We start from the raw sequence: 23,391 nt of genomic DNA on the forward strand, positions 1-23,391 counted from the left end.
TTTAATTCTTTGCTAAAAGGTATGTTGCCACACGCTCAGCCTCTTTAAAAGTATTCTGTACAGGTAGCTGTTGCAAAGTGGTAGTGGTACTGATGATGTGCTGTTGCAGTAAATTATCTACAGATCGGGTAATCCGGTCATGTTTTAAGCGGTCAAGCATCATTACACCCACCCGGCATCCGGCAGTTAATGCTTCATAGATCATAGAGACGCTATCTTCGGTTACCCAGACTGCCTGCGCTTTTTGCATTTCTTCAAAGATCCAGCCTTGTGGTGTCTGTTCTACCGGAAAAATCTGTATTTTCTTGGAAAAATCTTGCTCGCTCAAATAATTCAAAAAGTTTGAGGGCGTACGGCGGGAGGTCGTTAAAATAATTTCAGAGGCCGGATTATACTCTACAACGTCATGAATGGCTGTGAGAACTTTCTGTTCATTCCACTGATGACGTTTTGATGTGCCTCCCAGTGCAATCAAAATACGATCCGTCTGGTGTCGTTGTTCATTCACAATTGGGTTTAATGCACCTTGAGTGAGAATAATATTGTTTCGTTTAGCTAGCCCATCATGCTGTGGCACCACTACATAATCAAACCATATATATGGATAATTAGGTTTCATTAGAATAACAGTTTTAGCTTTTGGGTAAATTTTTCCTAAAAGCAGCACTCGAAGCTGGGTATGACTTCCCACCCCGACAATATAATTAGGCATCTGTTTTAAAAAAGGAGATTGTTTTTTGAGAATAGAAAGAAATAAGCTGATTAATGGCAGCTGTTCAATTGAAATTTCTTCAAAACTGACTTTATGCACAGATTGCCTTTCTATAGCGCGGTAAAGTCCCAGCGCCTGTGAACGGTGCCCCGCCTTTCCATCACTAACATAAAGAATATGCATAACCCAATTCCATAATAAAAAAAGGCGAAATAAAATTTCGCCTTTTAATCATATCGGCTTTACTTATTTTACGTAAGTTAACCAGTGTGCATATTTCGGATCTTTACCCTGCACTGCATTAAAGAATGTAGTCTGGATCTGTTCAGTGATTGGCCCACGTGCACCACAACCAATCTCACGGTCATCATATTCACGGATTGGTGTAACTTCAGCTGCAGTACCGGTGAAGAATGCTTCATCAGCAATATAGAATTCATCACGGGTAATACGACGTTCTACCACGTCATAGCCTAAATCCTTAGCAATTGTAATGACGGTCTGACGGGTAATACCATCCAATGCTCCACCCGCAATATCCGGAGTGTGCAGCACACCATCTTTAACCAGGAAAACATTTTCTCCTGAACCCTGACATACATAGCCTTGCGGGTCCATCAGCATAGCTTCATCATAGCCTGAATGTGCTACTTCCTGGTGCGCAAGAATAGACAGCGTATAGTTACCCGAAGCCTTGGCCTTACACATGGTCACATTCGGATGATGGTGAGTAAAGGAAGAAGTTTTTACACGAATACCCTTAGCCATTGCCTCTTCACCCAGGTAAGCACCCCAGCCCCAAGCTGCAACTGCCGCATGAATCGTATTATTGGTTGCAGCAATACCAAGTTTTTCAGAACCAATCCAGATTAATGGGCGTAAATAGCAAGACGCCAGCTTATTTTCACGAACCACATCGATTTGCGCCTGCTCTAATGTTGCCTGATCAAATGGAACTTTCATCTGATAAATTTTTGCAGAGTTTAGCAAGCGCTTGGTGTGGTCCTGTAGACGAAAAATGGCGGTGCCTTGTGGAGTTTCATATGCCCGGACACCCTCAAACACGCCCATACTATAGTGTAAAGTATGAGTCAGGACGTGAATTTTTGCATCACGCCAGTCAACCAGTTGTCCATCTTGCCAAATAAAACCATCACGATCAGCCAAGTTCATGGCACACACTCCAAATTTTTACACAGTCAGTCACTATCCAAAGCAAGTATTGCTGTGGGATCTATTAATCTTTGCCATAACTTGCAAACGATCTCGCGGGTATCGTGCCAGTCCGCAGCATTGACTTGCATGGATTGATTTGCAAGTGCTAAACGGTGGCTCTCGGCTCGTTCACTGAGATAAGCCTGAATCAGTGCTGTTGCATCGTCACTGGATAAGTAACCGGCTTTCGCAGCATCTTCTAGGATTCTTACATTGTCGGAATAGTGAGCGAGATCCGGTTTCGCCCCACCCCATGCCAACACAATATACTGTGCCATAAATTCGATATCAACGATACCACCCGCATCCTGTTTTAAATGAAAAATTCCACCTTTTTTCTGTTCTTTGGAAGAACCCAGGTGGGCTTTCATCTTCTGACGCATTTTTAAAACTTCAGTACGCACAAATTTTTCATCACGCGGCAGAGTTAAAATACGGCAGCGTAACGTTTCAAATTTTTGGCGTAAACTGTCATCCCCAGCAATCGAACGGGCCCGAACCAGTGCCTGATGCTCCCAAAGCCAAGCATTTTTTAATTGATATTGTTCAAAGGCTTTTAAACTGGTCACCAGCAGACCAGCTTCTCCAGAAGGGCGTAACCGTGTATCTACTTCATATACTCGTCCATCTAGGGTCTGAGTCGTCATAAGAGATATAAATTTTTGCCCTACCCGCATGGCAAACTCGAAACCGCTGATAGGTCTCAGGCCATCTGTATCCGCCTGTTCGCTCATATAATGAATAAACACCAGATCCAGATCTGAGCCATAACCCAGCTCAATACCACCGACTTTACCATAACCCACTACAGAAAATCCGAGATAGTCCAAGGAGCAGCGTCGTCCGTCAGCATCTAGTGGATAACCATGTTTTTTTGCCACGATCTGATAGGCCAGATTCAACGCAGCAATAATAGAAACTTCGGCAATGTCTGTCAGGGCATCAGATACTTTCATAAGCGGACTTTCTGCCAGTACATCGCTGGCTGCTACAGCCAAGACATTAGATTTTTTAAACAGGCGCAAGGCCCGCATCTGGTCTTCAACCTGCTCAAGCTCAATGCGTATGAGCTGCTGCCGTAGTGAATCTTCAAGATCACGGCGTTTGGGCAACTCGAAGTCCATTGTGAGAAACTCATCCAGCAATACCGGGTAATGAGTCAGCTCCTCCAGTATCCATGGACTCACTGTGGCCATCTTTACCAAACGCTGTAATGCTCCCTTACTTTCAATCAGCATTACCAGATAAACCGTACGGCGCATTACAGATTCAATTAAAGGCATTAAACGTAGTAATGCAACTTGTGGTTTATCCGACTGTAATACTGCATCGACCAGATAAGGCCAAAAGGTCTTTAAACGTTGAACGGCCTTAGCTGGTAACTTATTCAAGGCGTGGCCATGCCAAAACTCATGAATCAGTTTTTGTGCATTGGAATCAAGCACACTTTCCAGTTCTTCTTCGAGATGCTGAAAGTTCTCTACTGGTGTTTCCCTGTCACGCTCCTGAATCAGATGTGCAAACTGGTAAGAGACTTTAGACCGTTTCTGATTAAGGACTTCCAGAAAACTCTCCCAGCTATCAAAGCCCAAGGTATCAATCAATCGCTGCCGCAGCTCCGGCTCAGTCGGCAGGGACTGGGTCTGCTGATCATTCAGTGCCTGAATGGCGTGTTCCAGACGACGCAGAAACAGATAGGCATCTTCCAGATCCGCTACAGCTTCTGGCTCAAGCAGACCTGATTCGCTCAGATGCGTCAAATTTGCCAGACACTGGCGTTCCTGTAGTTCAAGTTTGGAACCACCATAAATCAGCTGAAAAACCTGCACAATAAATTCAACTTCACGGATACCGCCGGCACCGAGTTTAATATCGTCTTCAATATTGCGGCGCATAACTTCACGTTCAATCATGACCTTCATTTCACGCATGGCCTGAAACGCAGTGTAATCGACATAACGTCGAAACACGAAAGGACGGGTCATTTCCAGTAACTCTTCGCCCGCCCTTCCACCAGACACAATACGGGCCTTGATCCAGGCATAGCGCTCCCACTCACGCCCATGCTGGCTTAAATATTTTTCTAATCCTGCATGGCTAATAGCCAGTGCCGAACCATCTCCCCAAGGACGTAAGCGCATATCTACACGAAAGACGAAACCCTCAGCAGTGATATGCTCCAGCAAATAAATAATTTTCTGGCCCCACGCAATACAGAACTGTTGTACATCAATACATTTACGGCCATTGGTCTCGCCTTGCTCATCAAAGGCAAAAATCAGGTCAATATCGCTCGACAGATTAAGTTCCTGTGCTCCCAGTTTTCCCATAGCAATAATAATCAGGTCCTGGACTTGGCCCGAATAACCGATTGGTTCGCCATGCTTTAATACCAGTGGAATACGAGCAAAGGCCTTTGCTGCACAAATACAGGCATCAGCAAAATCTGAGAGTTCTTGTGTAAGTGTAACTACATCAGTCAGGTGGTTAGCATCTTGCCAGATCCAGCGAAACATGAGACGAGCACGAAGTATTCGGATTGCTCGCATCCATGCGTGCTCATCCTGAATTGAGTCAAGTACAGAAGACACCCGATCTTTAATCTGTTCATGTGATAGCGGGGTTGCAAACTGATCTAGAGTATAATCCTGTTCAAGTTCGTTTTGATAAAGACCTAGTATCTGTTCAGCATATTGACTGGCTCTTAAAGTCTTTTGCAACTGCTCCGCGTTCATAAACCACCCTTCACCTGTATTTATATGTAGTTATAACAGGTGAATTTGGCTTTAGGAAAATAATTATACTAAATTTGTAGTGCTGTCTGACTTCGCCACATCAAGTGGCAAAACCGTATGCTGGTCAGTTGCTTCCGGCAAAGTAACTTTGAAAGTAGTACCTTCACCTTCCTTAGACATGACACAAATTTCACCTTTATTCAGGTCTACAAACCGCTTACAGAGTGTCAATCCCAGACCTGTTCCTTTTTCACCCGCCGTACCTTTAAGGCTGACAGTAATCCGCGGCTGAAAAATATTCGCTATTTGTGCTTCAGACATACCTAGGCCGGTATCCCGGATATAAATTTCCACCCCATCTGGGCCGGGCTGTGCTTGAATGGTCACTTTACCCGTACCGTCCATTGGCGTGAATTTTAATGCATTTGATACCAGGTTCTGGATAATCGAAGTCAGCATATTAATATCTGCATATACCTTGAGATCATCCGGCACTTCATCAATTAACTGAATGTTTTTCTTAATCGCTAGTGTATTAAGTACATCACGAACAATTTTGGTGACCTGCTTTAAATTGAAGTTGATCGGATGATAGACAAACCGGCCGCCTTCTGCCATTGCCCAGTTGAGCAGGCTTTCTAAAAGGTTATAAGTCGACTGTGCAGTATCATAAAGATAATCTGCAATATTCTGGATACTGGAGTCGTCAAGCGTATTGCGCTCTTGTGACAATACTTCAGAGAAACCGAGCAACCCATGAAAAGGTGCACGCAGGTCATGTGCAATAATCTGGAAAAACTTGGTTTTACTAAAATTTAATGCCGATTGCTGTTCATATAATTCCTTAAGTTCAGCATGCTCGAATTTTAACTCTAAATAGCGAACCAGACGTTCACAGTAATCTTTAACTATCTCAATATCTTCATTTTCAAAAGGCTCAGAGCTGTCATCAAAAAACAGAATCTGTCCAATTGATTCTTTATCAGTCTTGAGCATATCAAAAGCAACCATGCGCTGATGCTCTACACCCAAGTGACGAATATGCTGACAAAAGCCATGATAATCAGAATGTTGCTGGTCTATATAAGGTTGACTATTGAAATAAGGTCCTAAATCTGCATCAGGATGGCTATGAAAAAGTCTCATACCCTTTGAAGAAAGATACCAGATATAAGGCTCTGCCTTAAAAGTTAAAATAGCGTTTTTACTTCTTAAAATACGTCGAGCAAAACGTAAACAGGATTCCACCTGGTTATGCGGTTCGAAGATACCCAGTAATAACGATAATTTACAAGCACTGAGCTGATCAGCCTGATCTAACTCTAATAATTGTAATGTCATGCTCGCCTCATTAAAAATATTGTAGGTAATAACCGCAACTTCAGTAAAAATCAGTTAAAAATAAATCTTTATTAAACAATTAGCAAACTTTAGACATAGATACAACGGCAATAATAACAATTAAGAAACAAAACATGTTATATACTGGTAAATATTTGAAATAAAGGAAATTATAATAATAGATATTTGGATCTAATTATAGTGGTCCCGAGGGTCGGACTCGAACCGACACGTCATCTCTGACAGCGGATTTTGAGTCCGCCGCGTCTACCAATTTCACCACCTCGGGAAGAAGAGTGGGTGTGTGTATAATAGCGTCTTTCCACATGTTGTCAATGTAAAGTACTGACTGTTTGCCTATTTTTAAATCACAATAAAAGCAATAGCTGAACAAAACCGTATTTTTTCCATCATTAATCAAAAAGCACTATACTAGGTACAATTTTTTAATTGTTTTGTGTCATGCAACTTTCTGACTTTTCTTTTAACCTCCCCGATGAATTAATTGCACGTTACCCTCTAGCACAGCGTAGTGCTTCAAGGCTTTTACACTTAAATAGTGAGGGCCAATATAGCGATCGTCACTTTACCGATATTCTGGAATTGTTTGAACCCGGTGATCTGCTGGTCCTGAATGATACCAAAGTTATGAAGGCTCGACTTAAAGGCAGGCGTGCAACTGGTGGAGCAGTTGAAATACTGGTAGAACGTATTTTTGATCAGACTATTGCCCACTGTCATATTAAAGCCAGTAATTCACCTAAAGCTGGTGCAGAGCTGTTTATTGGTGCAGATGAGGTTAAAGTCACTGTACAAGGCCGCCATGAGAACCTGTTCGTTGTCGAGTTTTCACAACCGATTTTGCAGGTCCTGGATCAGCACGGGCAATTACCCATTCCGCCTTATTTTAACCGTGAAGCAGAGGCGATTGACAGCGAGCGTTATCAGACGGTATTTCACGATCCAGAGAAAATTGCCAGTGTTGCTGCACCTACTGCCAGTCTGCATTTTGATGAAGTACTTTTAAACAAATTATCAGAAAAAGGTGTACAGCAAGCATTTGTTACCCTGCATGTAGGCGCTGGTACTTTTTTACCTGTTCGTAGTATAGACATTGAAAATCATATTATGCACAGTGAATGGTGTGAAGTGCCCGAGAATACGGTAGAGCTGATTAAACAGGTACAGGCTCGCGGTAATAAAGTTATTGCAGTAGGTACCACTGCTACACGTGCACTTGAAAGCGCAGCGCAGGCTCATAACGGTAAAATTGAGGCATGGACTGGAGATACCCAGATCTTTATTTATCCGGGCTATCAATTCTGTGTAGTAGACCGGCTGATTACCAACTTTCATTTACCGGAGTCTACCCTGCTGATGCTGGTTTCAGCACTTTCAACACGTGATCATATTCTGGCAGCGTATGAACATGCCGTAAGAAAACATTACCGTTTCTTCAGTTATGGTGATGCCATGCTAATCGATAAAACAGTGAACAGGTAAATAGTTATGCCGGTTGAAACTGTTAAATATACGCTACGTATTCATCGCAAGATCAACCGGCAGGTTCTGGATAATATCGCCCGGCTGTGGCAAGTGGGCCAACAGGCAAAAACCTATCAGGATATTCTAGATGAACTCCATCCCTGGGGAGATCATCCTGGCCTGAAATTTAATAATGTATTACCTTTCACACTGCTCGTTATAGCAAGTGGCTTTATATTATTTGGAATATTTTTTATACAGCACGGCCTTATTGCCGGATTAAGCTTTTTAACTGCCTTTGCTTTGGGATTATTTGCCTATTTCTGTTATGAGTCGGATCAGCCACTCACTGAAGTGATTCAGTTTCTGGAACAGCAAATACTCGAGAAAAAATATCAGCTCAACTTTCAGGAATTACCCCCTCATTTTCCAGATTCTACGCAGCCTTTTTTCTTCATCGCCCGGCTTAAAAACCTGTTTCCTGTATTTCAGCAGGGTTCTGTATCAAATATGCTACCTGTATATGCCAGCACCACTTGGAAAGATCAACAGGGCCGAGAGCGGCCAATCATGCTTTTTCAGTACGATTTCATCAATGAAATAAAAATCGCCGGGCAGGATACACAGCAAGTAGCGGTACAAAGAACGCAGAAGACTTTATGGGGAATCTTTGTTTTTGAAGCTCCCGCACTTGGGCTGGCAGTAACAACATCCAATAAAGAGTTTGATCCTCCGTATAGCTCTGCCTGGTATAGCAGTGACCTACAGATTAACCAGAAATTACGTATTTATGGTCTTGAACCGCTTGAGCTCGCTAAAACCATGACTCCAGCTATGACTTTACGTTTAGATCAGTTCTTTACACAACATTCTGGCGAGCTGCTGTTTCATCATGAACATCATATAATGTGCTTTTTAAACCGGCAGAACCTTTTTAAAATTCATACAAAAGCGCAAAATAGAGAAGATATCTCCAGTTTGCGCGGTCACTTGCGAACCTTGCGTTTAGGCGCCTATGAAAAACTGCTAAATAACTTAGAGCAACTTTTACAATAAATAGACTTGAGGAAAATAATGATGGGGTTAGGGCTCTTTATTTTATTTTTTGTGGTTTTGATCATTGCAGTGATCTATATCCGGAACTCGATTATCCGGCATTATAATGCTGCGCAGCGCGCCTGGGCAGATGTAGCCACCTATGAACGGCAGAAAGTCAAGGTTCTTGACGGACTGGCCCCTTTAGTCGAACAATACGCAGGCTTTGAAAAAAGTACCTTAGAGCGGGTTACTGAACTACGTCAGCAGATTATGCAACTTAATCTTAAAAGCACTGATATCTCTCAGCTACAACGGGTAGAAAGCTTGAGTCATGAACTCATGCGTAATCTGAATGTTATAGTTGAGAACTATCCTGAGCTTAAAGCTAATGAAATTTATCTGCGCATGATAAATGAAATTGATGAGCAAAATGAAAATGTCAGTGCCGCTATCAGTATTTTTAACCGTAATGTGGAACTGTTTAATAATCATATCCAGATATTTCCAAATAATATGATCAATACGCTGACTACAGGTAAAAAGGCTATTCGCCCGTTTCGCGACCAGTCTACCCTGCAAAACTTTGACTATCGTCCAAACTTTTAAATACGCACCGTTTTGCAACATATCGGTCTGTCTAGTTTTTCATATGCTGCGGCTACATTTAACAGTAGAACTCCATGACAGAATCAAGGACAATAGACCTCTTTTTTATTTTGCACATCAGCGAACTGTTTTTTCGCCTTGATTTGGACATGGTATGAAGTTTGAAAAATTGGGTCAGTCGGGTCGTGCCCGCCGTGGCCGTTTAACACTTGAACATGGGGTGGTTGAAACACCGGTATTTATGCCAGTGGGTACTTACGGTACTGTTAAAGGCATGCTTCCACGTGATATTGAAGAAATTCAGGCACAAATCATTTTAGGAAACACCTTTCACTTGTATTTGCGTCCGGGCCTGGATGTTGTAAAAGAACACGGCGGTCTGCACGAATTTATTAAGTGGGATAAGCCTATTTTAACTGACTCTGGTGGCTTTCAGGTATTTAGTCTGGGCGCCATGCGCAAAATCAAAGAAGAAGGTGTGACTTTTCGCTCACCTATTGACGGCTCAAAAGTTTTTCTCTCGCCTGAAGTTTCTATGGAAATTCAGAAAGTTCTGAACTCTGATATTGTCATGATTTTTGATGAATGTACGCCTTATCCAGCGACTCATGAAGAAGCGCAGAAATCATTGCAGCTGTCTTTACGCTGGGCTAAACGTTGCAAGACCCACCATCATGAAGTTCTGGACAATAAAAATGCGTTGTTCGGTATTATTCAGGGTGGCATGTATGAAGATCTTCGGGATGAATCACTAGAAGGCCTGCTTGAAATCGGGTTTGATGGCTATGCAATTGGTGGCTTATCTGTTGGTGAGCCGAAAGAAGAGATGATTAAAGTGCTGGATTATCTTCCTAACAGAATGCCGCATGATAAACCGCGCTACCTCATGGGTGTTGGTAAACCTGAAGATATTGTTGAAGGTATCCGCCGTGGGGTTGATATGTTTGACTGTGTCATGCCTACCCGAAATGCGCGGAACGGTCATTATTTTGTGACAGATGGTCTGGTCCGTATTCGCAACAGCAAATACCGTCATGATCAGAGCCCGCTTGACCCGCACTGTGACTGCTATACCTGCAAGAATTTTACCCGGGCTTATCTGTTCCACCTCGAGAAATGTGGTGAAATGCTGGGCTCCATGCTAGGAACCATTCATAACCTGCGCTATTACCAGCGCTTCACTCAAGACATCCGTGATGCACTCGACAATGGTACCTTTGAAGCTTTTGTTGAGGACTTCTATACACGTCGTGGAATGGAAGTACCGCCTTGCCCTGAAGATTGAGAAAGCAGTATTTGCGCTCAACAAAAAGACAAGGTAAATTGCAGGTCAACTCAATTTAAATGTCATGACAATGGCAACAGTTTTAATATTTAATAGGAAATCGACATGAGCTTTTTAATCTCTACTGCTCACGCTGCGCCGGCGGCTCAGCAAGGCCCGAGCATGATGGCTAACTTATTGATGATTGCAGTATTTATTGCAATTTTCTATTTCCTGATCTGGCGTCCACAGGCCAAACGTGCCAAAGAACACCGTACCCTCGTTGAAAGTCTGGGTGTAGGCAGTGAAGTGGTTTTTGCCGGTGGCTTGATGGGCCGTATTACCAAGCTTGAAGGCGATTTTGCAGTAGTAGAACTAAGCCGCGGTGTAGATGTAAAAATCCAGCGTGCTAGTGTCATTTCAGTTTTGCCTGAAGGCACCCTGAATAACCTTTAATCATAAAAACAGTCGTGCACCCCGCACGGCTTTTTCATTTTAAGAAGACAGCAAATGCGTTACCCTGCATGGAAATATCTGCTGATCCTGGTGGTTCTGGTGATCAGCACCCTGTACGCACTGCCTAGCTTGTATCCCGATGAACCGGCGGTCCAGATTTCTGGTGCAAAAGCCGGCACTCAAATTGATCAGAGTGTGATACAAAAAGCAGAGCAAATATTGAAAGAGGCGAACATTCCGTCTCATGACAATACCTTTACCAATAACGCTGCCCTATTGCGTGTAGACTCTACTGATGCACAACTCAAAGCAAAAGATGTGCTACGCCGCGCTCTGGGTGAAGAATATGTTGTGGCCCTGAATTTGGCGCCTACTACACCTGAGTGGCTACAGAAAATTGGCGCAAAACCAATGAAATTGGGCTTGGACTTGCGTGGTGGTGTACACTTCCTGTTAGAAGTGGATATGGATAAAGCCCTGTCACAGCGTATGGAAACATCCGCGACCGACTTGCGCCGTCAGCTTCGTGAAAATAATCTCAAGTTTAACAGCCTGACTCTGAATAATAATCAGATCAATCTCCAGTTTGCACAAAATGACGACCGTGAAGCTGTAATGGACTTTTTACGCCGCAATGGCAATGAGTTCACCCAGCAAGCACTGGCTAGCCGTACTGGTCCTATGTTGCGCCTCACGTATACTGATGCACGCAGACAGGAAATCCAGTCATATGCTGTTAACCAGAACTTAACCACACTGCGCAACCGTATTAACGAACTGGGGGTGGCGGAAGCACTGGTTCAGACCCAAGGCAGTAATCGTATCGTAGTCGACCTGCCAGGTGTACAGGACACAGCAGAAGCAAAACGGGTACTTGGCCGCACAGCTAACCTGGAGTTCCGCTTAGTTTCCGACTTAAATGATCAGTATATTGATCCCTATACCGGGAAATCTAATGGCCAGCCGTTACCTCCTGGTACAGAACTGTTTGCTTATGAATCGCTAGACAGCGGTCGCCAATTACTGTTACAGCGTAACCGTATCTTGACAGGTGAACGGGTCCAAAATGCCTCTTCAGGCTTTAGCCAGGATACAGGTGGTGCTGAAGTTAATATTACTTTAGACAGTGCTGGCGGCAAACTGATGGCAGATGCCACCCGTAATGCTGTGGGTAAACGCATGGCTGTACTGTTTATCGAAAACAAACAGCGTATCAGCTATGTCACTGATCCGGTTACCGGCACACAGACCGAAGTACGTACACCTTATGCAGAATCTGTAGTGATTAACGCTGCAACCATTCAGGCCGTACTAGGTTCGCAGTTCCGTATTACCGGGCTCGATTCTCCACAAGAAGCGTCTGAATTGGCACTTATGCTACGTGCAGGTGCACTTGCTGCTCCAATGTACTTTGTTGAAGAGCGTGTAGTTGGCCCGTCATTAGGTCAGGAAAATATCGACAAGGGTGTGCTTTCTACTCAAATCGGTTTCTTGCTGGTCGCTATCTGGATGGTGGTCTTCTTCCGTTTATTTGGTCTGATTGCTAACTTTGCTTTGGTTTTTAACCTGGCAATGACTTTAAGCATCATGTCATGGATTGGTGCCGCACTAACCTTGCCGGGTATTGCAGGTATTGTTATTACAATCGGTATGGCCGTCGATGCAAACGTACTGATCTGTGAACGAATCAGAGAAGAAATGAAATGGGGGGCCTCGCCCAAACAGGCCATTGTGGCAGGTTATGATCGAGCCTATAACACCATTTTTGACTCAAACCTGACCACCTTCCTCGTCGCCTTTATCCTGTTTGCAATCGGTACTGGTCCAATCAAAGGTTTTGCTGTAACACTCATGATTGGTATTGCCTGTTCGATGTTTACTGCAATTACGGTAACGCGTGCGATCGTACAGATCATTTATGGCAAGCGTCGTAACTTGAAGAAGTTGAGCATTTAAGGAGATCGATGATGACTGAGAATACTCAACCAAAGCAAAAACAGTACGGCCGTCCTGATAATGAGCGCGTTATCGACTTTATGAAAATTGCCTTACCGGCAGCTATTATCTCGATAATCCTTACTGTTGGTAGCCTGTTTTTTATCGTTACTAAGGGCCTAAATCTCGGGCTAGACTTTACAGGCGGTATCTCTGCCGAGCTGAACTATAAACAGGCAGCCAATCAGGGAGAAGTTATCCGTGCGTTAAATGACGCCGGTTTTAAAGATGCAGTTGTACAAACCTTGGGAAGCAATAGTGATCTCTTGATACGTATGCCCGCACAAGACATAAATGTTGAAGACCTCAACAGTGCCTTGACTAAAGCAGCCCAACTGCCAAATAACCCTGCTGAAGTTAGCAAGATTGATTCGGTAGGGGGACAGGTTGGTAATGAACTGTATGTACGCTCAGCAGGTGCAGTAGCGCTAGCACTTGTCCTGATGCTGATTTATGTCACCATCCGTTTTGAGTTCAAACTGGCAATCGGGGCAGTATTATCCTTGTTTCACGATATCATCGTGACAATCGGTATTTTTGCCATGATGCAGTGGCCATTTGACCTGACCGTACTGGCAGCACTTCTGGCACTTATCGGCTTTTCGCTAAATGACAATATTGTAGTCTCTGACCGTATTCGGGAAAACTTCCGTAAAATTCGTGGTGCCGAGCCACACGAGATTGTTAATATTGCGCTTACCGAAACCTTGCGCCGTACCGTTCACACCTCAATGACCCTGTTACTCGTGGTTATTGCCATGATGCTCATGGGTGGTGAAGGTCTGCACTGGTTCTCTGTAGCCATGTTTGTAGGTGTATTTGTAGGTACTTATTCTTCTATTTATATTGGTACTTCATTTGCACTATGGCGTGGTCTGAACCGTCAGGACTTTATCGTACAGGTAAAACCAGAGTTCGAGGATGAAATTCCATAATTTCATCCCGGAGCAACATTTCATTAAAGCCTATCTCCGGATAGGCTTTTTAATGCCGATAAATCTGAATACGCGGGAAAATAAATTCACCACAGCCCTGTCCGGTGCGCCAAGCGATGGTAATCAGGCTCTGGGCAACTTCAAAATGCTGGTAAGCAAAATGCCCAAGAGATTCATGCTGCATCTGTGAGTTGTCATACATGGGATGGACTCTGGTATTTATATCTTTCAGACTTAAACGGATGCCTAAACCACTGGCCTTTAAAATTGCTTCTTTCGCTGTCCAGACTTTAAACCAGTACAGCCTGTCTTTATCCATAGACTTCCAGGTTTGATATTCTTCTTCATGAAATGCATGTTGTGCCAAAGCATCCAGCCTTACTTGACGTTCCAGATCTTCAACATCAATTCCTATGTCCTGCTGCTCAGAACTGGTTACTAATGCATAGATTTTTTTACTATGGGTATGATTGATTGCCAGATTATGTTCTTTTAAGTACGGTTTACCGTGGCATGTACAAGCAAAACTTAAGGCAGTGACAGGCTGTCCCAGTATTTCACTAAGCAGACGATTTCGATAAGCGTAAATAGCCTGCTTACGCTGCTGGATTTGCTGGCGCAGTTCCTGTTGTGGATCAACCTGTTCGAAACGCTTCATAGCACAGATATCAACACGCAGCATATTTTATCCGGTTCACTAAATTACAAGCAGTATAACGGTTCATGATTAAACAAAAAAACCCAAATCGAAATTTGGGTTTTTAAATTATGTTAAAGCACTGTTTAGCTTAACGCTTGAATTTTTTCTCAGCTTTTTTAAATTTCTGGATATAACGACGGCGTCGTGCAGCAGTACGCTCATCAAGCTGTGATTTACGTCCTTCGAATGGATTTTCTGAAGTTTTAAAATCGATTTTAACCGGTGTACCTTCAAGCTTATAAACTTTACGGAAAACATTTTCCAGATAACGGCGATAATCTGCAGGAGTCTTGTCGACCTTGTTACCGTGAATCACAATCGTTGGCGGATTTTGTCCACCCATATGAGCATAACGCATTTTAATCCGGCGGCCACCAACCATAGGTGGCTGATGTGCTTCGGTTGCATCATTAAGTATCTGTGTTAATTTAGCTGGTGATATTTTCAGGTGAGATGAATCGTAAGCCCGATGGATTGAAGGATAAAGATCACCTACACCAGTACCATGTAATGCTGAAATCAGATGGATACGCGCCCAAGGAATAAAATCAAAACGGCGGTCTACATCCAGTTTACACTGCTTGCGATCATATTCAGACATGTTGTCCCATTTGTTGATCGCAATTACCATGGCCCGGCCAGCTTCAAGTGCATAACCGATCAGGTGTAGATCCTGCTCTACCACGCCCTCACGGGCATCGAGTACTACTACCACTACATGTGCGTCTTTCATGGCTTGCAAAGTCTTTACTACCGAGAATTTCTCGATCATTTCATCGACTTTACCTTTACGGCGCACACCAGCAGTATCAATGAGAGTATATTGACGGCCATCACGCTCAAACGGAATATAGACTGAATCGCGTGTAGTTCCAGGCTCATCATATGCAACTACGCGCTCTTCACCAAGCAACCGGTTAACCAGAGTAGATTTACCGACATTCGGACGGCCAATAATAGCCAGACGCAGGCCTGTAGCTTTATCATGTTCTTCCGGATTCTCATCTTCAGGTACATCTGCCAGCACTTCTTCCAGCATTTGTGCCACACCGCGACCATGACTTGCTGCAACATGCATGGGCTCACCAAGACCGAGTTTATAAAACTCGACCACAGCTGCTTCTGCATGTACGCCATCTACCTTATTGGCTACCAGAAAGACTTTTTTGCCAAGTGTGCGTAGTTCACGCGCAATCTGTTCATCAGAGGCCAATAGCCCCGCACGCGCATCAACTACAAAAATAATGAGATCGGCTTCATGAATTGCAGTTTTAGACTGCTCTGCCATGTAAGAGTCAATTCCCTGTTCGCTTTCGCCAATACCGCCTGTATCGACTACGATAAAGGATTTGTTTTGATACACAGCATCGCCATATTTGCGGTCACGTGTTAGGCCGGCGAAGTCGGCTACAAGGGCATCACGGCTCTTGGTAATCTGGTTGAACAACGTTGATTTTCCGACGTTCGGACGACCAATGAGCGCAATTACGGGTTTCATAGATTAACCTTTATTCAAGATCAGCCAGTTGGTCTGGTCTGAACATCAGAAACTTTGGAAGAAAATAATAGATCACAGATCTAAATAAAAACACGGGGCATTGAAATTTCAATTACCCCGCGTTTCAAAAAATACGGTTGGGTTTATTTTAGCACAAGCAGAGAAGAATTAACGATTCTGCCAGACGCTTAACGCTCCCTTTCTGGTAGAAACGTAGAGCTGCCCATCAATTACCTGTAGTGAACGTACTTCGCCACCGGTTTTAGAGCGACCTACCAGTTGCCCAGAGGCTGGATCAATCAAATGTAATACGCCATCCAGATCACCAACCACCAGATCTTGACCAAGTATCACCGGATTACTTAACCGACGGTTGAGCAGGCTATCATTCTGCCAGAGCTGTTCACCTGTCGTGAGATTAAATGCCGTGACTTTACCATCGTTTTGTGCAACAAAAACCGTGTTGTTAAAAACTTCCGGACGCTGTGTACTGCTGGCATCTTCACTCCAGACTACCTGTTGTGATGCCAGATCAGTTACAGTAACTTGCCCCTGATAACTGGTCGTCACCAAAAACTGGCCAGCCATCACAGGATCGCCATCAATATCAATCAGGCGCTGCACATCCGAGCGACCGCTACTGACCGCTACACGGCGCTGCATTCGCGGCACACCCGTTAATACATCCAAAGCATAAATATAGGCATTAGATGAAGCAATCAGTACTGTACGCGGATCAGCAGAAACTGGGGCTGCCTGGCCACGCAGACTAAACTGTGCATTTGGCAACCGGTATGCCCAGACCTCTTGCCCAGAGGCCAGGTCATGTGCAAAGACATTCCCATCATTTGCCACAGTAATAACACGACCAGCTTGTATCAGTGAGGGGCTGAGTAAAGCCCCTGATAACTGCGCAGTCCATAATTGCTTGCCTGTTGCCTGTTCCAGGGCAAACAGCTGACCTTTACGGTTACCGACAACCACCACGCCATCAGCTGCCTCAGCTCCGGCACTTAGCCCTTGCTTGCTGACACGAGTCTGCCAGAGACGCTGTTTACCACGAAAAGCTGTTACTTCGCCTTTAGGATCTACTGCAAAAATAACACCGTTATCGACTGCGAGTCGTAACCGGAGTGGATCAGCTTCATCGGTAGAAGAAACATTTTGCGAAAATACAGGCACCAGACTTTTTGCTTGCGCAAGTTTTGGCAGTGGATTCGGTTTGGCCTCTTCTACTTTAATTTTATTACTTGAGCAACCGATCAGCGCAGCTGATAATACTGCCATTGCAAATGATATTTTATATTTTCTATCCATTAAGACTCATCCACTTGTGTTTCCAAAATAGGGCGTTCGATTTCAGGATCATCAACTAAAACGCCTACACTTTCGAGTTTAATTTGTAAAATTTGTCGTTCTTTTTTACGCTCAGCAAGTGCATCCCATGCGCTCTGATAAGCTTTTCTTGCTGAGGCAATATCATTTTTTGCCACATACACGTCGCCACGTGCTTCTTCAGCAGTAGCTTTAAAAGCCGGATCAGTTACGTCAGCCAGGGTTTTAAGTGCCGCATCATATTTGTTTTGAGCCAATTGGGCGTAAGCCAAGCGCAGTTTCAGCACATGAACCAGACCTTCATCCTTGAGTTTAGTGGCTTCTACCCGCTTGAGTGCTTTTTCTGCTGCAGCATAATCACCACGGTCATAAGCCTGCTTAGCCATTACAAACTGGGCCTGAAGTGCGTGTACAGAATCAGGCGCTTCTTTCTCAATTTTGTCAGCAGATTGTGAAAGTGCATTCAGGGCATTAATATCCTGACTATTTACATTTCTGGCTTCATCCATAAGCTGCTGCACCTTGGCAGTACGCATCTGGTTCTCAGCCAGAGTTTTCTTTTGCCAGTATTCCCAGCCAAAAAAGGCAATTAACGCAATTAAAATACCGCTAATAATGGCAGAGCCATATTTTTTGGTAAATGACTTTAAATTATCTAGCTGGTCTTCATCACTTAATGCGTTCATGTGATTATCCTTTTTTGTTTATATTCTCGGCTTATTCAGAGGCAAGCTGTTCAATCAGGTACGGCGTAAGATTGTCTATTTCAACTTCAACCTGCTCTGCATTTTCCAGACGTTTTACTGTCAGCTTCCGGTTTTCCCATTCGCGCTGCCCCAGAATCACGGCAAAAATTGCTCCAGACTGATCGGCCTTTTTCATTTGGCTTTTCATGCTGCCCTGTGATCCGGTTTTTAGGCGGAATGGACTGCTAGCTACCTCAAACTGGTTACGGAACTGTTCTGCCATGACCAAGGCTTTCCCCTGATAAGCAGGTTCTGCCAGCAAGAATATCTCGCAGTCACGCACGGCAGTATTATCTTCAACCTGTTCAAGCAGAAGTAATAAACGCTCCATCCCCATAGCAAAACCCACAGCCGGTACAGACTGGTCTGCTTTACCTTTAAGCTGGCCTACTAAACCGTCATAACGGCCACCGGCACACACTGTGCCCTGTGAGCCTAAATGAGTAGTGGTCCATTCAAAGACAGTTTTGTTGTAATAGTCGAGGCCCCGTACCAACTTTTGATTAATGACAAAACTAATGCCTGCATCATTCAAATACTGTTGCAACAGGTTAAAGTGCGCCAATGTTTCCTCACCCATAAAGTCATGAAGTTTTGGCGCATTTTCTAAAATAGATTGAGTTTTAGCATCTTTGGAATCCAGAATCCGCAAGGGATTCGTGGTTAAACGGCGCTGTGAATCTTCATCCAGATCTGCTTTATGTGATTCTAGAAATCCGACCAATGCTGCACGATAAGCTGCACGTTCATCAGCTTCACCCAAGGTATTTAGCTCTAACTGAACTTTGTCTGCCACCCCCATACGTTTCCACAGACGTGCAGTCATCAGAATCAGCTCTGCATCCATATCTGGCGTTGCTACACCAAAAGTTTCGACCCCAAACTGATGAAACTGACGATAGCGGCCTTTTTGCGGTTTTTCATAACGGAACATCGGACCGATATACCACACACGAGGCGTCGCTCCGCGCAGCAGGTTATGCTCAAGCATTGCACGCACACAGCCTGCCGTTCCTTCAGGACGTAATGTCAGAGACTCCGGCGGATTACCTTTGTCCAGAAATGTATACATCTCTTTTTCAACAATATCGGTTGCATCACCGATCGAACGTTTAAACAGATTCGTCTGTTCAACTATCGGCAAACGGATTTGTTGATAGCCATATGCATCCATCAAAGATGACAGATGCTGCTCTAGACGTCTCCAGGCCGGGGTCTGTGCTGGAAGAATGTCATTAAAACCTTTGATTGCGACAATTGAACTCATGATGAACTACGAATGATCTCTTTAGATTTAGCTTCTTCAAGCTCGGAAACACGTTGACGAACCATAGTTTCGATTTCATCAACCAGCTGATTGGTATTAATTAAATGACTTTTTTCACCATTACGGTACACCAGTGAACGTGGACTTGCACCCACTACACCAATATCGGCTTCTTTAGCCTCGCCCGGACCATTGACCTTACAGCCTATTACGGAAACATCCATAGGTGTACGGATATCTTCCAGACGCTCCTCTAAAGCCTGCATAACTTTAATCACGTTGAATTCCTGACGTGAGCAGCTTGGACAGGCAATAAAGTTGATACCATTGGAGCGCAGACTGAGCGATTTTAAAATATCAAAACCGATTTTAATTTCTTCTTCAGGTTCAGCCGCCAGGGAAATACGCATGGTATCTCCGATGCCTTCCATTAACAAACCGCCTAGCGCAATGGCGGATTTGACAGAGCCTGTCCGGTAGACACCTGCCTCAGTCACACCTAGATGCAGCGGATTATCAATCTGCTGTGACAAGAGGCGATAAGCATCCATAGTCAGAAACACATTAGAAGCTTTAACCGAAACTTTAAACTCCTGGAAATTCAGGCGATCAAGAATGTCAATATGGCGCATCGCTGACTCAAGCAATGCCTGCCCGGTCGGCTCACCATATTTTTTCTGAATGTCCTTTTCCAGTGAACCAGCATTTACTCCAATACGCATAGAGATATCATGATGTCTGGCTGCAGCGACTACTTCACGGATTTTGGTTTCAGAACCAATATTTCCAGGATTAATACGCAGGCAATCTGCGCCAAAATCAGCAACAGCCAAGGCAATTTTATAGTCAAAGTGAATGTCAGCCACCAAAGGCACACTTACTTGCTTACGGATTTCACCAAATGCCTTTGCCGCTTCCATACTTGGCACTGAAACCCGCATGATATCCGCTCCTACATCTACACAGCGCTGAATCTGTGCAACTGTTGCAGCCACATCACAGGTTTCGGTATTGGTCATACTCTGGATACTGATGGGAGCATCACCTCCCACATACACTGAACCGACACGGATTTTACGTGTCGGCCGGCGTTTAATCGGATTTTCAATCATTGCATCGCTCTACTGTTGCGAATTAGCGAGACAAACGGAATTCTGCTTTTCCGTTCACCGTATATGGAGACAATGAAATCTGCTCACTATTTAAACTGAGTGATACTGCGGTCGCATCATCAAGACGGATCTGATATGGGCTTTCACCGCTTAGTGTCAGAGTGGAATCCTGACGTCCTGTCGCCAGCACCTTACCTGTCGCATCAACTATATGAACAGAGGTAGGCTGGGTAAAATTCAAGACCAGCTGATCACCAGATGCTGCTGCATTAAGACTGTTATCCAGATCAACAATCTGAACCTCTGACTGGGCTACAGCTGGACGCTCAGTTTCGTCCTTTTTACCTGATGTCCAGTTCTGGATAGCAGCCACCACCAGCCAGACTAGCAGTAGAATCACAGCTGCCACAATAGCCCGTTTTATCCATTTTCGGTTACGGTCACTGTTAGAACCAGGCAGTTTACCCATAATTTTAATCGGGGAGTTATTCAGTGCATGATTTGGCAGCAGGCCGGTATCATTGGCATAAATCTCATCAAACCGCTGGATAATGGCAGTTGCATCTGTACCCAGATATTTAGCATAAGAGCGGTAATAACCTTTAATAAATGCTGCCTCAGGCAGGGTTTTATAATCATCCTGCTCAAGCGCCTTCAAAGTCTTTAAAGGTATTTTAAGGTCAGCCGCCACAGTTTCAAGTTCAAGGTTTTTTGCAATACGGATATGGCGTAAATACTCACCAGGACGCTGAACATTTCCTAACGCATTCGGCGCTACGTTAGAGCTAGAACCAGTAGGTTGCTGTGAATTAGGATTTACTTCCATACGGCCTCAGTACTGTGCTGTAATTGCAAATAACGTTGATATTCTTGGCTGTCCGGGAACAAGGCACGTAACTGGTTCACCAAAACTTGTGTTCCCATTTTATCATCATTGGCACGCGCAATTCGAATTCCGATCCAAAGAGCACGCGCACCCTGATTCTTTTGCCCTACACGACGCACATATTGTTCATAAAGCTGTGTAGCAGCAGGAATCTGTTGCCGCAAATAGAAAATTTCCGCTAACTCTAACATTGAAATGGAAGAATCACGGTTAGCTTGCAATGCCTGTTTGAATGTTTTTTCAGCATTCGCAACATTGCCGAGCTTAAGATAAATTCGTCCCAGATTTTCAAGCGCCTGGTAACGCTGCTCATAGCCTAAAGTTGCACCAGCAATTTCCAGTTGTTCGATCGCATCTTTATAACGACCGATCTGGTACAAATAGGCACCATAATTATTACGCGCCTGTGCATTTTTAGGCTCAATTGAAATAGAGCGTCTGAAATAACTCTCAGCCTTGTCCAGATTTAGCTGACTTCCCTCTTGCTGGAGCAGTACTCCCATCATCATGTTCGCAGTGGCGTCTCTGGAATCAACTTCAAGTGCCTGGTCAAGTGCTCGTTTAGCAGCATCCAGATCACCCGATTTAATATATTCCGCTGCCAGCTGGGTTCGAACTTTGACTGCCTTTTCTGGATCCTTACTGAGGGTATCAGGAGTCTGGCAAGCAGTAACAAGCAAGGCCGACAAAGTCACTGTAAGTAATACAAATGTTTTATACACCGGCTTTCTCAACTGCTTTTCTCCTCTCAGGTTTATCTATCCATGAGAGCGCATAATTTCATTGCGCTCTGCTACTTTCTTTTTCCACTGTTCAGCACGACGAGTACGGTCTGCAACCTGTCCCACCAGCTGGCCGCAGGCTGCATCGATATCATCACCACGAGTCTGACGAATCGTACACACAAAACCCGCATCCGACAAAGCTTTTTGAAAAGCAATAATACGGTTGCGGCTAGAGCGGCCATAAGGAGCATGCGGGAACGGATTAAACGGTATGAGGTTAATTTTGCTTGGCAGGTTCTTTAACAGCCTGATCATCTGCTGGGCATGCTCAAGTGAGTCATTTACCCCGTCCAGCATGACATATTCAATCGTAACGTGTTTGCGTGCACTTTCATTGCCATCTTTATTGATGTAACGCTGACAGGCAGCAATCAGCTGCGCCAACGGATACTTTTTATTGATGGGAACCAGCTCATTACGCAGTTCATCATTTGGCGCATGTAAAGAAATTGCCAGGGCTACATCAATATCCTGTGCCAGCTGATCAATTTTAGGCACTACGCCTGAAGTCGACAATGTGACACGGCGCTTAGACATCCCATAAGCAAAATCATCCAGCATGATATACATGGAGCTTAAAACCGCATCATAGTTTAAAAGCGGTTCGCCCATTCCCATCATGACCACATTGGTCACGGAGCGGGTGCGTTCAGCTACCGGTACATCTTCCATATAAGACTGGTTAGCTACCCATAACTGCCCGATAATTTCATCAGGTGTTAAGTCACGCTGAAAACCCTGTTTACCGGTAGAGCAAAACGAGCAGTCCAAAGCACAACCAACCTGTGAAGAAATACATAGGGTTTTGCGCAAACCGGTCTTATCTTCTGCTGGAATCAGTACGGTTTCTACCAGTGAGCCTGCGCCATCTCCAACACGAAAAACCCATTTACGCGTACCGTCTTTAGAATAATGACGATGCACCACTTCAGGTGCCTTAATTTCACATAACTGTTCTAGCTTAGCACGCAGCTTTCCAGAGATATTGGTCATCTCGGCAAAGTCGGTCACAAAATATTGATGCATCCATTTCATCACCTGACCGGCACGGAACTTTTTCTCTCCAAGCTTTTCGAAAAAATTTTCCAGCTCAGCACGAGACATGCCCAGCAGATTCACCTTTTTCAGCGCACTATTTGAGGCTTGAGTAGCAGGTGAAGGCTGTTGTTCATCTGTTGACGGAGATGAAACGACCACTTCAGAACTCATGTGTATTACCTAACTCATGTCAGAGATCAATGGGAGTTGCTCAATATTCAAGCAATAAATTCTTTAGAGAA

General features: G+C 44.3%; 20 protein-coding genes and 1 tRNA gene. 7 read left to right on the plus strand and 14 right to left on the minus strand.

Annotated features, from left to right (window positions below):
- Position 1: 1 nt before the first annotated feature.
- From B3R63_RS11035 to B3R63_RS11055, 5 genes are all read right to left on the minus strand, one after another.
- Positions 2-895, minus strand: a complete 894-nt coding sequence (locus B3R63_RS11035) for an ELM1/GtrOC1 family putative glycosyltransferase (protein ID WP_151838571.1) — start codon at positions 893-895, stop codon at positions 2-4.
- A 63-nt stretch (positions 896-958) separates the two neighbouring features.
- Entirely contained in the window at positions 959-1,885 is a 927-nt protein-coding gene (locus B3R63_RS11040; RefSeq protein WP_005016466.1) for a branched-chain amino acid transaminase, read from the minus strand.
- Positions 1,886-1,911: 26 nt separating this feature from the next.
- Positions 1,912-4,662, minus strand: coding sequence for a bifunctional [glutamate--ammonia ligase]-adenylyl-L-tyrosine phosphorylase/[glutamate--ammonia-ligase] adenylyltransferase (glnE, locus tag B3R63_RS11045; protein WP_151838572.1), 2,751 nt, complete (start codon positions 4,660-4,662; stop codon positions 1,912-1,914).
- A 63-nt stretch (positions 4,663-4,725) separates the two neighbouring features.
- Complete coding sequence (locus tag B3R63_RS11050; protein WP_005016470.1) at positions 4,726-6,003, minus strand: sensor histidine kinase; 1,278 nt, start codon at positions 6,001-6,003, stop codon at positions 4,726-4,728.
- Positions 6,004-6,205: 202 nt separating this feature from the next.
- Positions 6,206-6,292: transfer RNA gene (locus B3R63_RS11055), tRNA-Leu, on the minus strand.
- Positions 6,293-6,465: 173 nt separating this feature from the next.
- Between B3R63_RS11055 and queA the strand changes: the two genes are divergently transcribed.
- The 7 genes from queA to secF all read left to right on the plus strand — a co-directional run bounded on the left by queA (position 6,466) and on the right by secF (position 13,782).
- Positions 6,466-7,506 carry a tRNA preQ1(34) S-adenosylmethionine ribosyltransferase-isomerase QueA gene (queA, locus tag B3R63_RS11060; protein ID WP_005405763.1) on the plus strand — a complete coding sequence of 347 codons (1,041 nt, stop codon included), beginning with the start codon at positions 6,466-6,468 and terminating at the stop codon, positions 7,504-7,506.
- A gap of 6 nt (positions 7,507-7,512) precedes the next feature.
- Complete coding sequence (locus tag B3R63_RS11065) at positions 7,513-8,544, plus strand: hypothetical protein (RefSeq protein WP_017400725.1); 1,032 nt, start codon at positions 7,513-7,515, stop codon at positions 8,542-8,544.
- A 21-nt stretch (positions 8,545-8,565) separates the two neighbouring features.
- Positions 8,566-9,132 carry a LemA family protein gene (locus B3R63_RS11070; protein ID WP_034433146.1) on the plus strand — a complete coding sequence of 189 codons (567 nt, stop codon included), beginning with the start codon at positions 8,566-8,568 and terminating at the stop codon, positions 9,130-9,132.
- A gap of 154 nt (positions 9,133-9,286) precedes the next feature.
- Positions 9,287-10,417, plus strand: a complete 1,131-nt coding sequence (tgt, locus tag B3R63_RS11075) for a tRNA guanosine(34) transglycosylase Tgt (RefSeq protein ID WP_017400723.1) — start codon at positions 9,287-9,289, stop codon at positions 10,415-10,417.
- Positions 10,418-10,522: 105 nt separating this feature from the next.
- Positions 10,523-10,852 carry a preprotein translocase subunit YajC gene (gene yajC / locus B3R63_RS11080; protein ID WP_005016486.1) on the plus strand — a complete coding sequence of 110 codons (330 nt, stop codon included), beginning with the start codon at positions 10,523-10,525 and terminating at the stop codon, positions 10,850-10,852.
- Between the two features lie 54 nt (positions 10,853-10,906).
- Positions 10,907-12,808, plus strand: a complete 1,902-nt coding sequence (secD, locus tag B3R63_RS11085) for a protein translocase subunit SecD (RefSeq protein ID WP_151838573.1) — start codon at positions 10,907-10,909, stop codon at positions 12,806-12,808.
- Between the two features lie 8 nt (positions 12,809-12,816).
- Complete coding sequence (secF, locus tag B3R63_RS11090) at positions 12,817-13,782, plus strand: protein translocase subunit SecF (protein ID WP_286731127.1); 966 nt, start codon at positions 12,817-12,819, stop codon at positions 13,780-13,782.
- A 49-nt stretch (positions 13,783-13,831) separates the two neighbouring features.
- Here secF and B3R63_RS11095 read toward each other — a convergent pair whose 3' ends face one another.
- The 9 genes from B3R63_RS11095 to rlmN form a co-directional block, all read right to left on the minus strand.
- The gene (locus B3R63_RS11095) at positions 13,832-14,464 is read right to left on the minus strand and encodes a 4'-phosphopantetheinyl transferase family protein (RefSeq protein WP_151838574.1); all 633 of its coding nucleotides are present in this window, start codon (positions 14,462-14,464) and stop codon (positions 13,832-13,834) included.
- 106 nt (positions 14,465-14,570) lie between these two features.
- Positions 14,571-15,980, minus strand: a complete 1,410-nt coding sequence (der, locus tag B3R63_RS11100; RefSeq protein ID WP_151838575.1) for a ribosome biogenesis GTPase Der — start codon at positions 15,978-15,980, stop codon at positions 14,571-14,573.
- A 168-nt stretch (positions 15,981-16,148) separates the two neighbouring features.
- Positions 16,149-17,297 carry an outer membrane protein assembly factor BamB gene (gene bamB, locus B3R63_RS11105; RefSeq protein ID WP_005405755.1) on the minus strand — a complete coding sequence of 383 codons (1,149 nt, stop codon included), beginning with the start codon at positions 17,295-17,297 and terminating at the stop codon, positions 16,149-16,151.
- Positions 17,297-18,001, minus strand: a complete 705-nt coding sequence (locus B3R63_RS11110; RefSeq protein WP_151838576.1) for a YfgM family protein — start codon at positions 17,999-18,001, stop codon at positions 17,297-17,299. Before B3R63_RS11110 ends, bamB begins: the two co-directional genes overlap by 1 nt.
- Before the next feature lie 31 nt (positions 18,002-18,032).
- Positions 18,033-19,328 (minus strand): histidine--tRNA ligase, encoded by a 1,296-nt coding sequence (gene hisS, locus B3R63_RS11115; RefSeq protein ID WP_151838577.1) that lies wholly within the window; start codon positions 19,326-19,328, stop codon positions 18,033-18,035.
- Positions 19,325-20,440 carry a flavodoxin-dependent (E)-4-hydroxy-3-methylbut-2-enyl-diphosphate synthase gene (gene ispG, locus B3R63_RS11120; protein ID WP_151838578.1) on the minus strand — a complete coding sequence of 372 codons (1,116 nt, stop codon included), beginning with the start codon at positions 20,438-20,440 and terminating at the stop codon, positions 19,325-19,327. The genes hisS and ispG overlap by 4 nt, the downstream gene beginning before the upstream one ends.
- 22 nt (positions 20,441-20,462) lie before the next feature.
- Positions 20,463-21,266 carry a helix-turn-helix domain-containing protein gene (locus B3R63_RS11125; protein ID WP_151838579.1) on the minus strand — a complete coding sequence of 268 codons (804 nt, stop codon included), beginning with the start codon at positions 21,264-21,266 and terminating at the stop codon, positions 20,463-20,465.
- Positions 21,257-22,060 carry a type IV pilus biogenesis/stability protein PilW gene (pilW, locus tag B3R63_RS11130; RefSeq protein ID WP_005016505.1) on the minus strand — a complete coding sequence of 268 codons (804 nt, stop codon included), beginning with the start codon at positions 22,058-22,060 and terminating at the stop codon, positions 21,257-21,259. Before pilW ends, B3R63_RS11125 begins: the two co-directional genes overlap by 10 nt.
- A 24-nt stretch (positions 22,061-22,084) precedes the next feature.
- Positions 22,085-23,320: a 23S rRNA (adenine(2503)-C(2))-methyltransferase RlmN gene (gene rlmN, locus B3R63_RS11135; protein WP_005016509.1), complete on the minus strand. Its 1,236-nt coding sequence runs from the start codon at positions 23,318-23,320 to the stop codon at positions 22,085-22,087.
- Positions 23,321-23,391: the final 71 nt, after the last annotated feature.

The sequence above is a fragment of the Acinetobacter sp. UBA1297 genome, assembly GCF_002307755.1.
GTDB lineage: Bacteria > Pseudomonadota > Gammaproteobacteria > Pseudomonadales > Moraxellaceae > Acinetobacter > Acinetobacter radioresistens.

What these genes read in the sequence shown, in the direction of transcription:
- B3R63_RS11035 (WP_151838571.1), bottom strand. Translation starts at nt 895, where the DNA reads ATGCATATTCTTTATGTTAGTGATGGAAAGGCGGGGCACCGTTCACAG.
- B3R63_RS11040 (WP_005016466.1), bottom strand. Translation starts at nt 1,885, where the DNA reads ATGAACTTGGCTGATCGTGATGGTTTTATTTGGCAAGATGGACAACTG.
- glnE (WP_151838572.1), bottom strand. Translation starts at nt 4,662, where the DNA reads ATGAACGCGGAGCAGTTGCAAAAGACTTTAAGAGCCAGTCAATATGCT.
- B3R63_RS11050 (WP_005016470.1), bottom strand. Translation starts at nt 6,003, where the DNA reads ATGACATTACAATTATTAGAGTTAGATCAGGCTGATCAGCTCAGTGCT.
- queA (WP_005405763.1), top strand. Translation starts at nt 6,466, where the DNA reads ATGCAACTTTCTGACTTTTCTTTTAACCTCCCCGATGAATTAATTGCA.
- B3R63_RS11065 (WP_017400725.1), top strand. Translation starts at nt 7,513, where the DNA reads ATGCCGGTTGAAACTGTTAAATATACGCTACGTATTCATCGCAAGATC.
- B3R63_RS11070 (WP_034433146.1), top strand. Translation starts at nt 8,566, where the DNA reads ATGGGGTTAGGGCTCTTTATTTTATTTTTTGTGGTTTTGATCATTGCA.
- tgt (WP_017400723.1), top strand. Translation starts at nt 9,287, where the DNA reads ATGAAGTTTGAAAAATTGGGTCAGTCGGGTCGTGCCCGCCGTGGCCGT.
- yajC (WP_005016486.1), top strand. Translation starts at nt 10,523, where the DNA reads ATGAGCTTTTTAATCTCTACTGCTCACGCTGCGCCGGCGGCTCAGCAA.
- secD (WP_151838573.1), top strand. Translation starts at nt 10,907, where the DNA reads ATGCGTTACCCTGCATGGAAATATCTGCTGATCCTGGTGGTTCTGGTG.
- secF (WP_286731127.1), top strand. Translation starts at nt 12,817, where the DNA reads ATGATGACTGAGAATACTCAACCAAAGCAAAAACAGTACGGCCGTCCT.
- B3R63_RS11095 (WP_151838574.1), bottom strand. Translation starts at nt 14,464, where the DNA reads ATGCTGCGTGTTGATATCTGTGCTATGAAGCGTTTCGAACAGGTTGAT.
- der (WP_151838575.1), bottom strand. Translation starts at nt 15,980, where the DNA reads ATGAAACCCGTAATTGCGCTCATTGGTCGTCCGAACGTCGGAAAATCA.
- bamB (WP_005405755.1), bottom strand. Translation starts at nt 17,297, where the DNA reads ATGGATAGAAAATATAAAATATCATTTGCAATGGCAGTATTATCAGCT.
- B3R63_RS11110 (WP_151838576.1), bottom strand. Translation starts at nt 18,001, where the DNA reads ATGAACGCATTAAGTGATGAAGACCAGCTAGATAATTTAAAGTCATTT.
- hisS (WP_151838577.1), bottom strand. Translation starts at nt 19,328, where the DNA reads ATGAGTTCAATTGTCGCAATCAAAGGTTTTAATGACATTCTTCCAGCA.
- ispG (WP_151838578.1), bottom strand. Translation starts at nt 20,440, where the DNA reads ATGATTGAAAATCCGATTAAACGCCGGCCGACACGTAAAATCCGTGTC.
- B3R63_RS11125 (WP_151838579.1), bottom strand. Translation starts at nt 21,266, where the DNA reads ATGGAAGTAAATCCTAATTCACAGCAACCTACTGGTTCTAGCTCTAAC.
- rlmN (WP_005016509.1), bottom strand. Translation starts at nt 23,320, where the DNA reads ATGAGTTCTGAAGTGGTCGTTTCATCTCCGTCAACAGATGAACAACAG.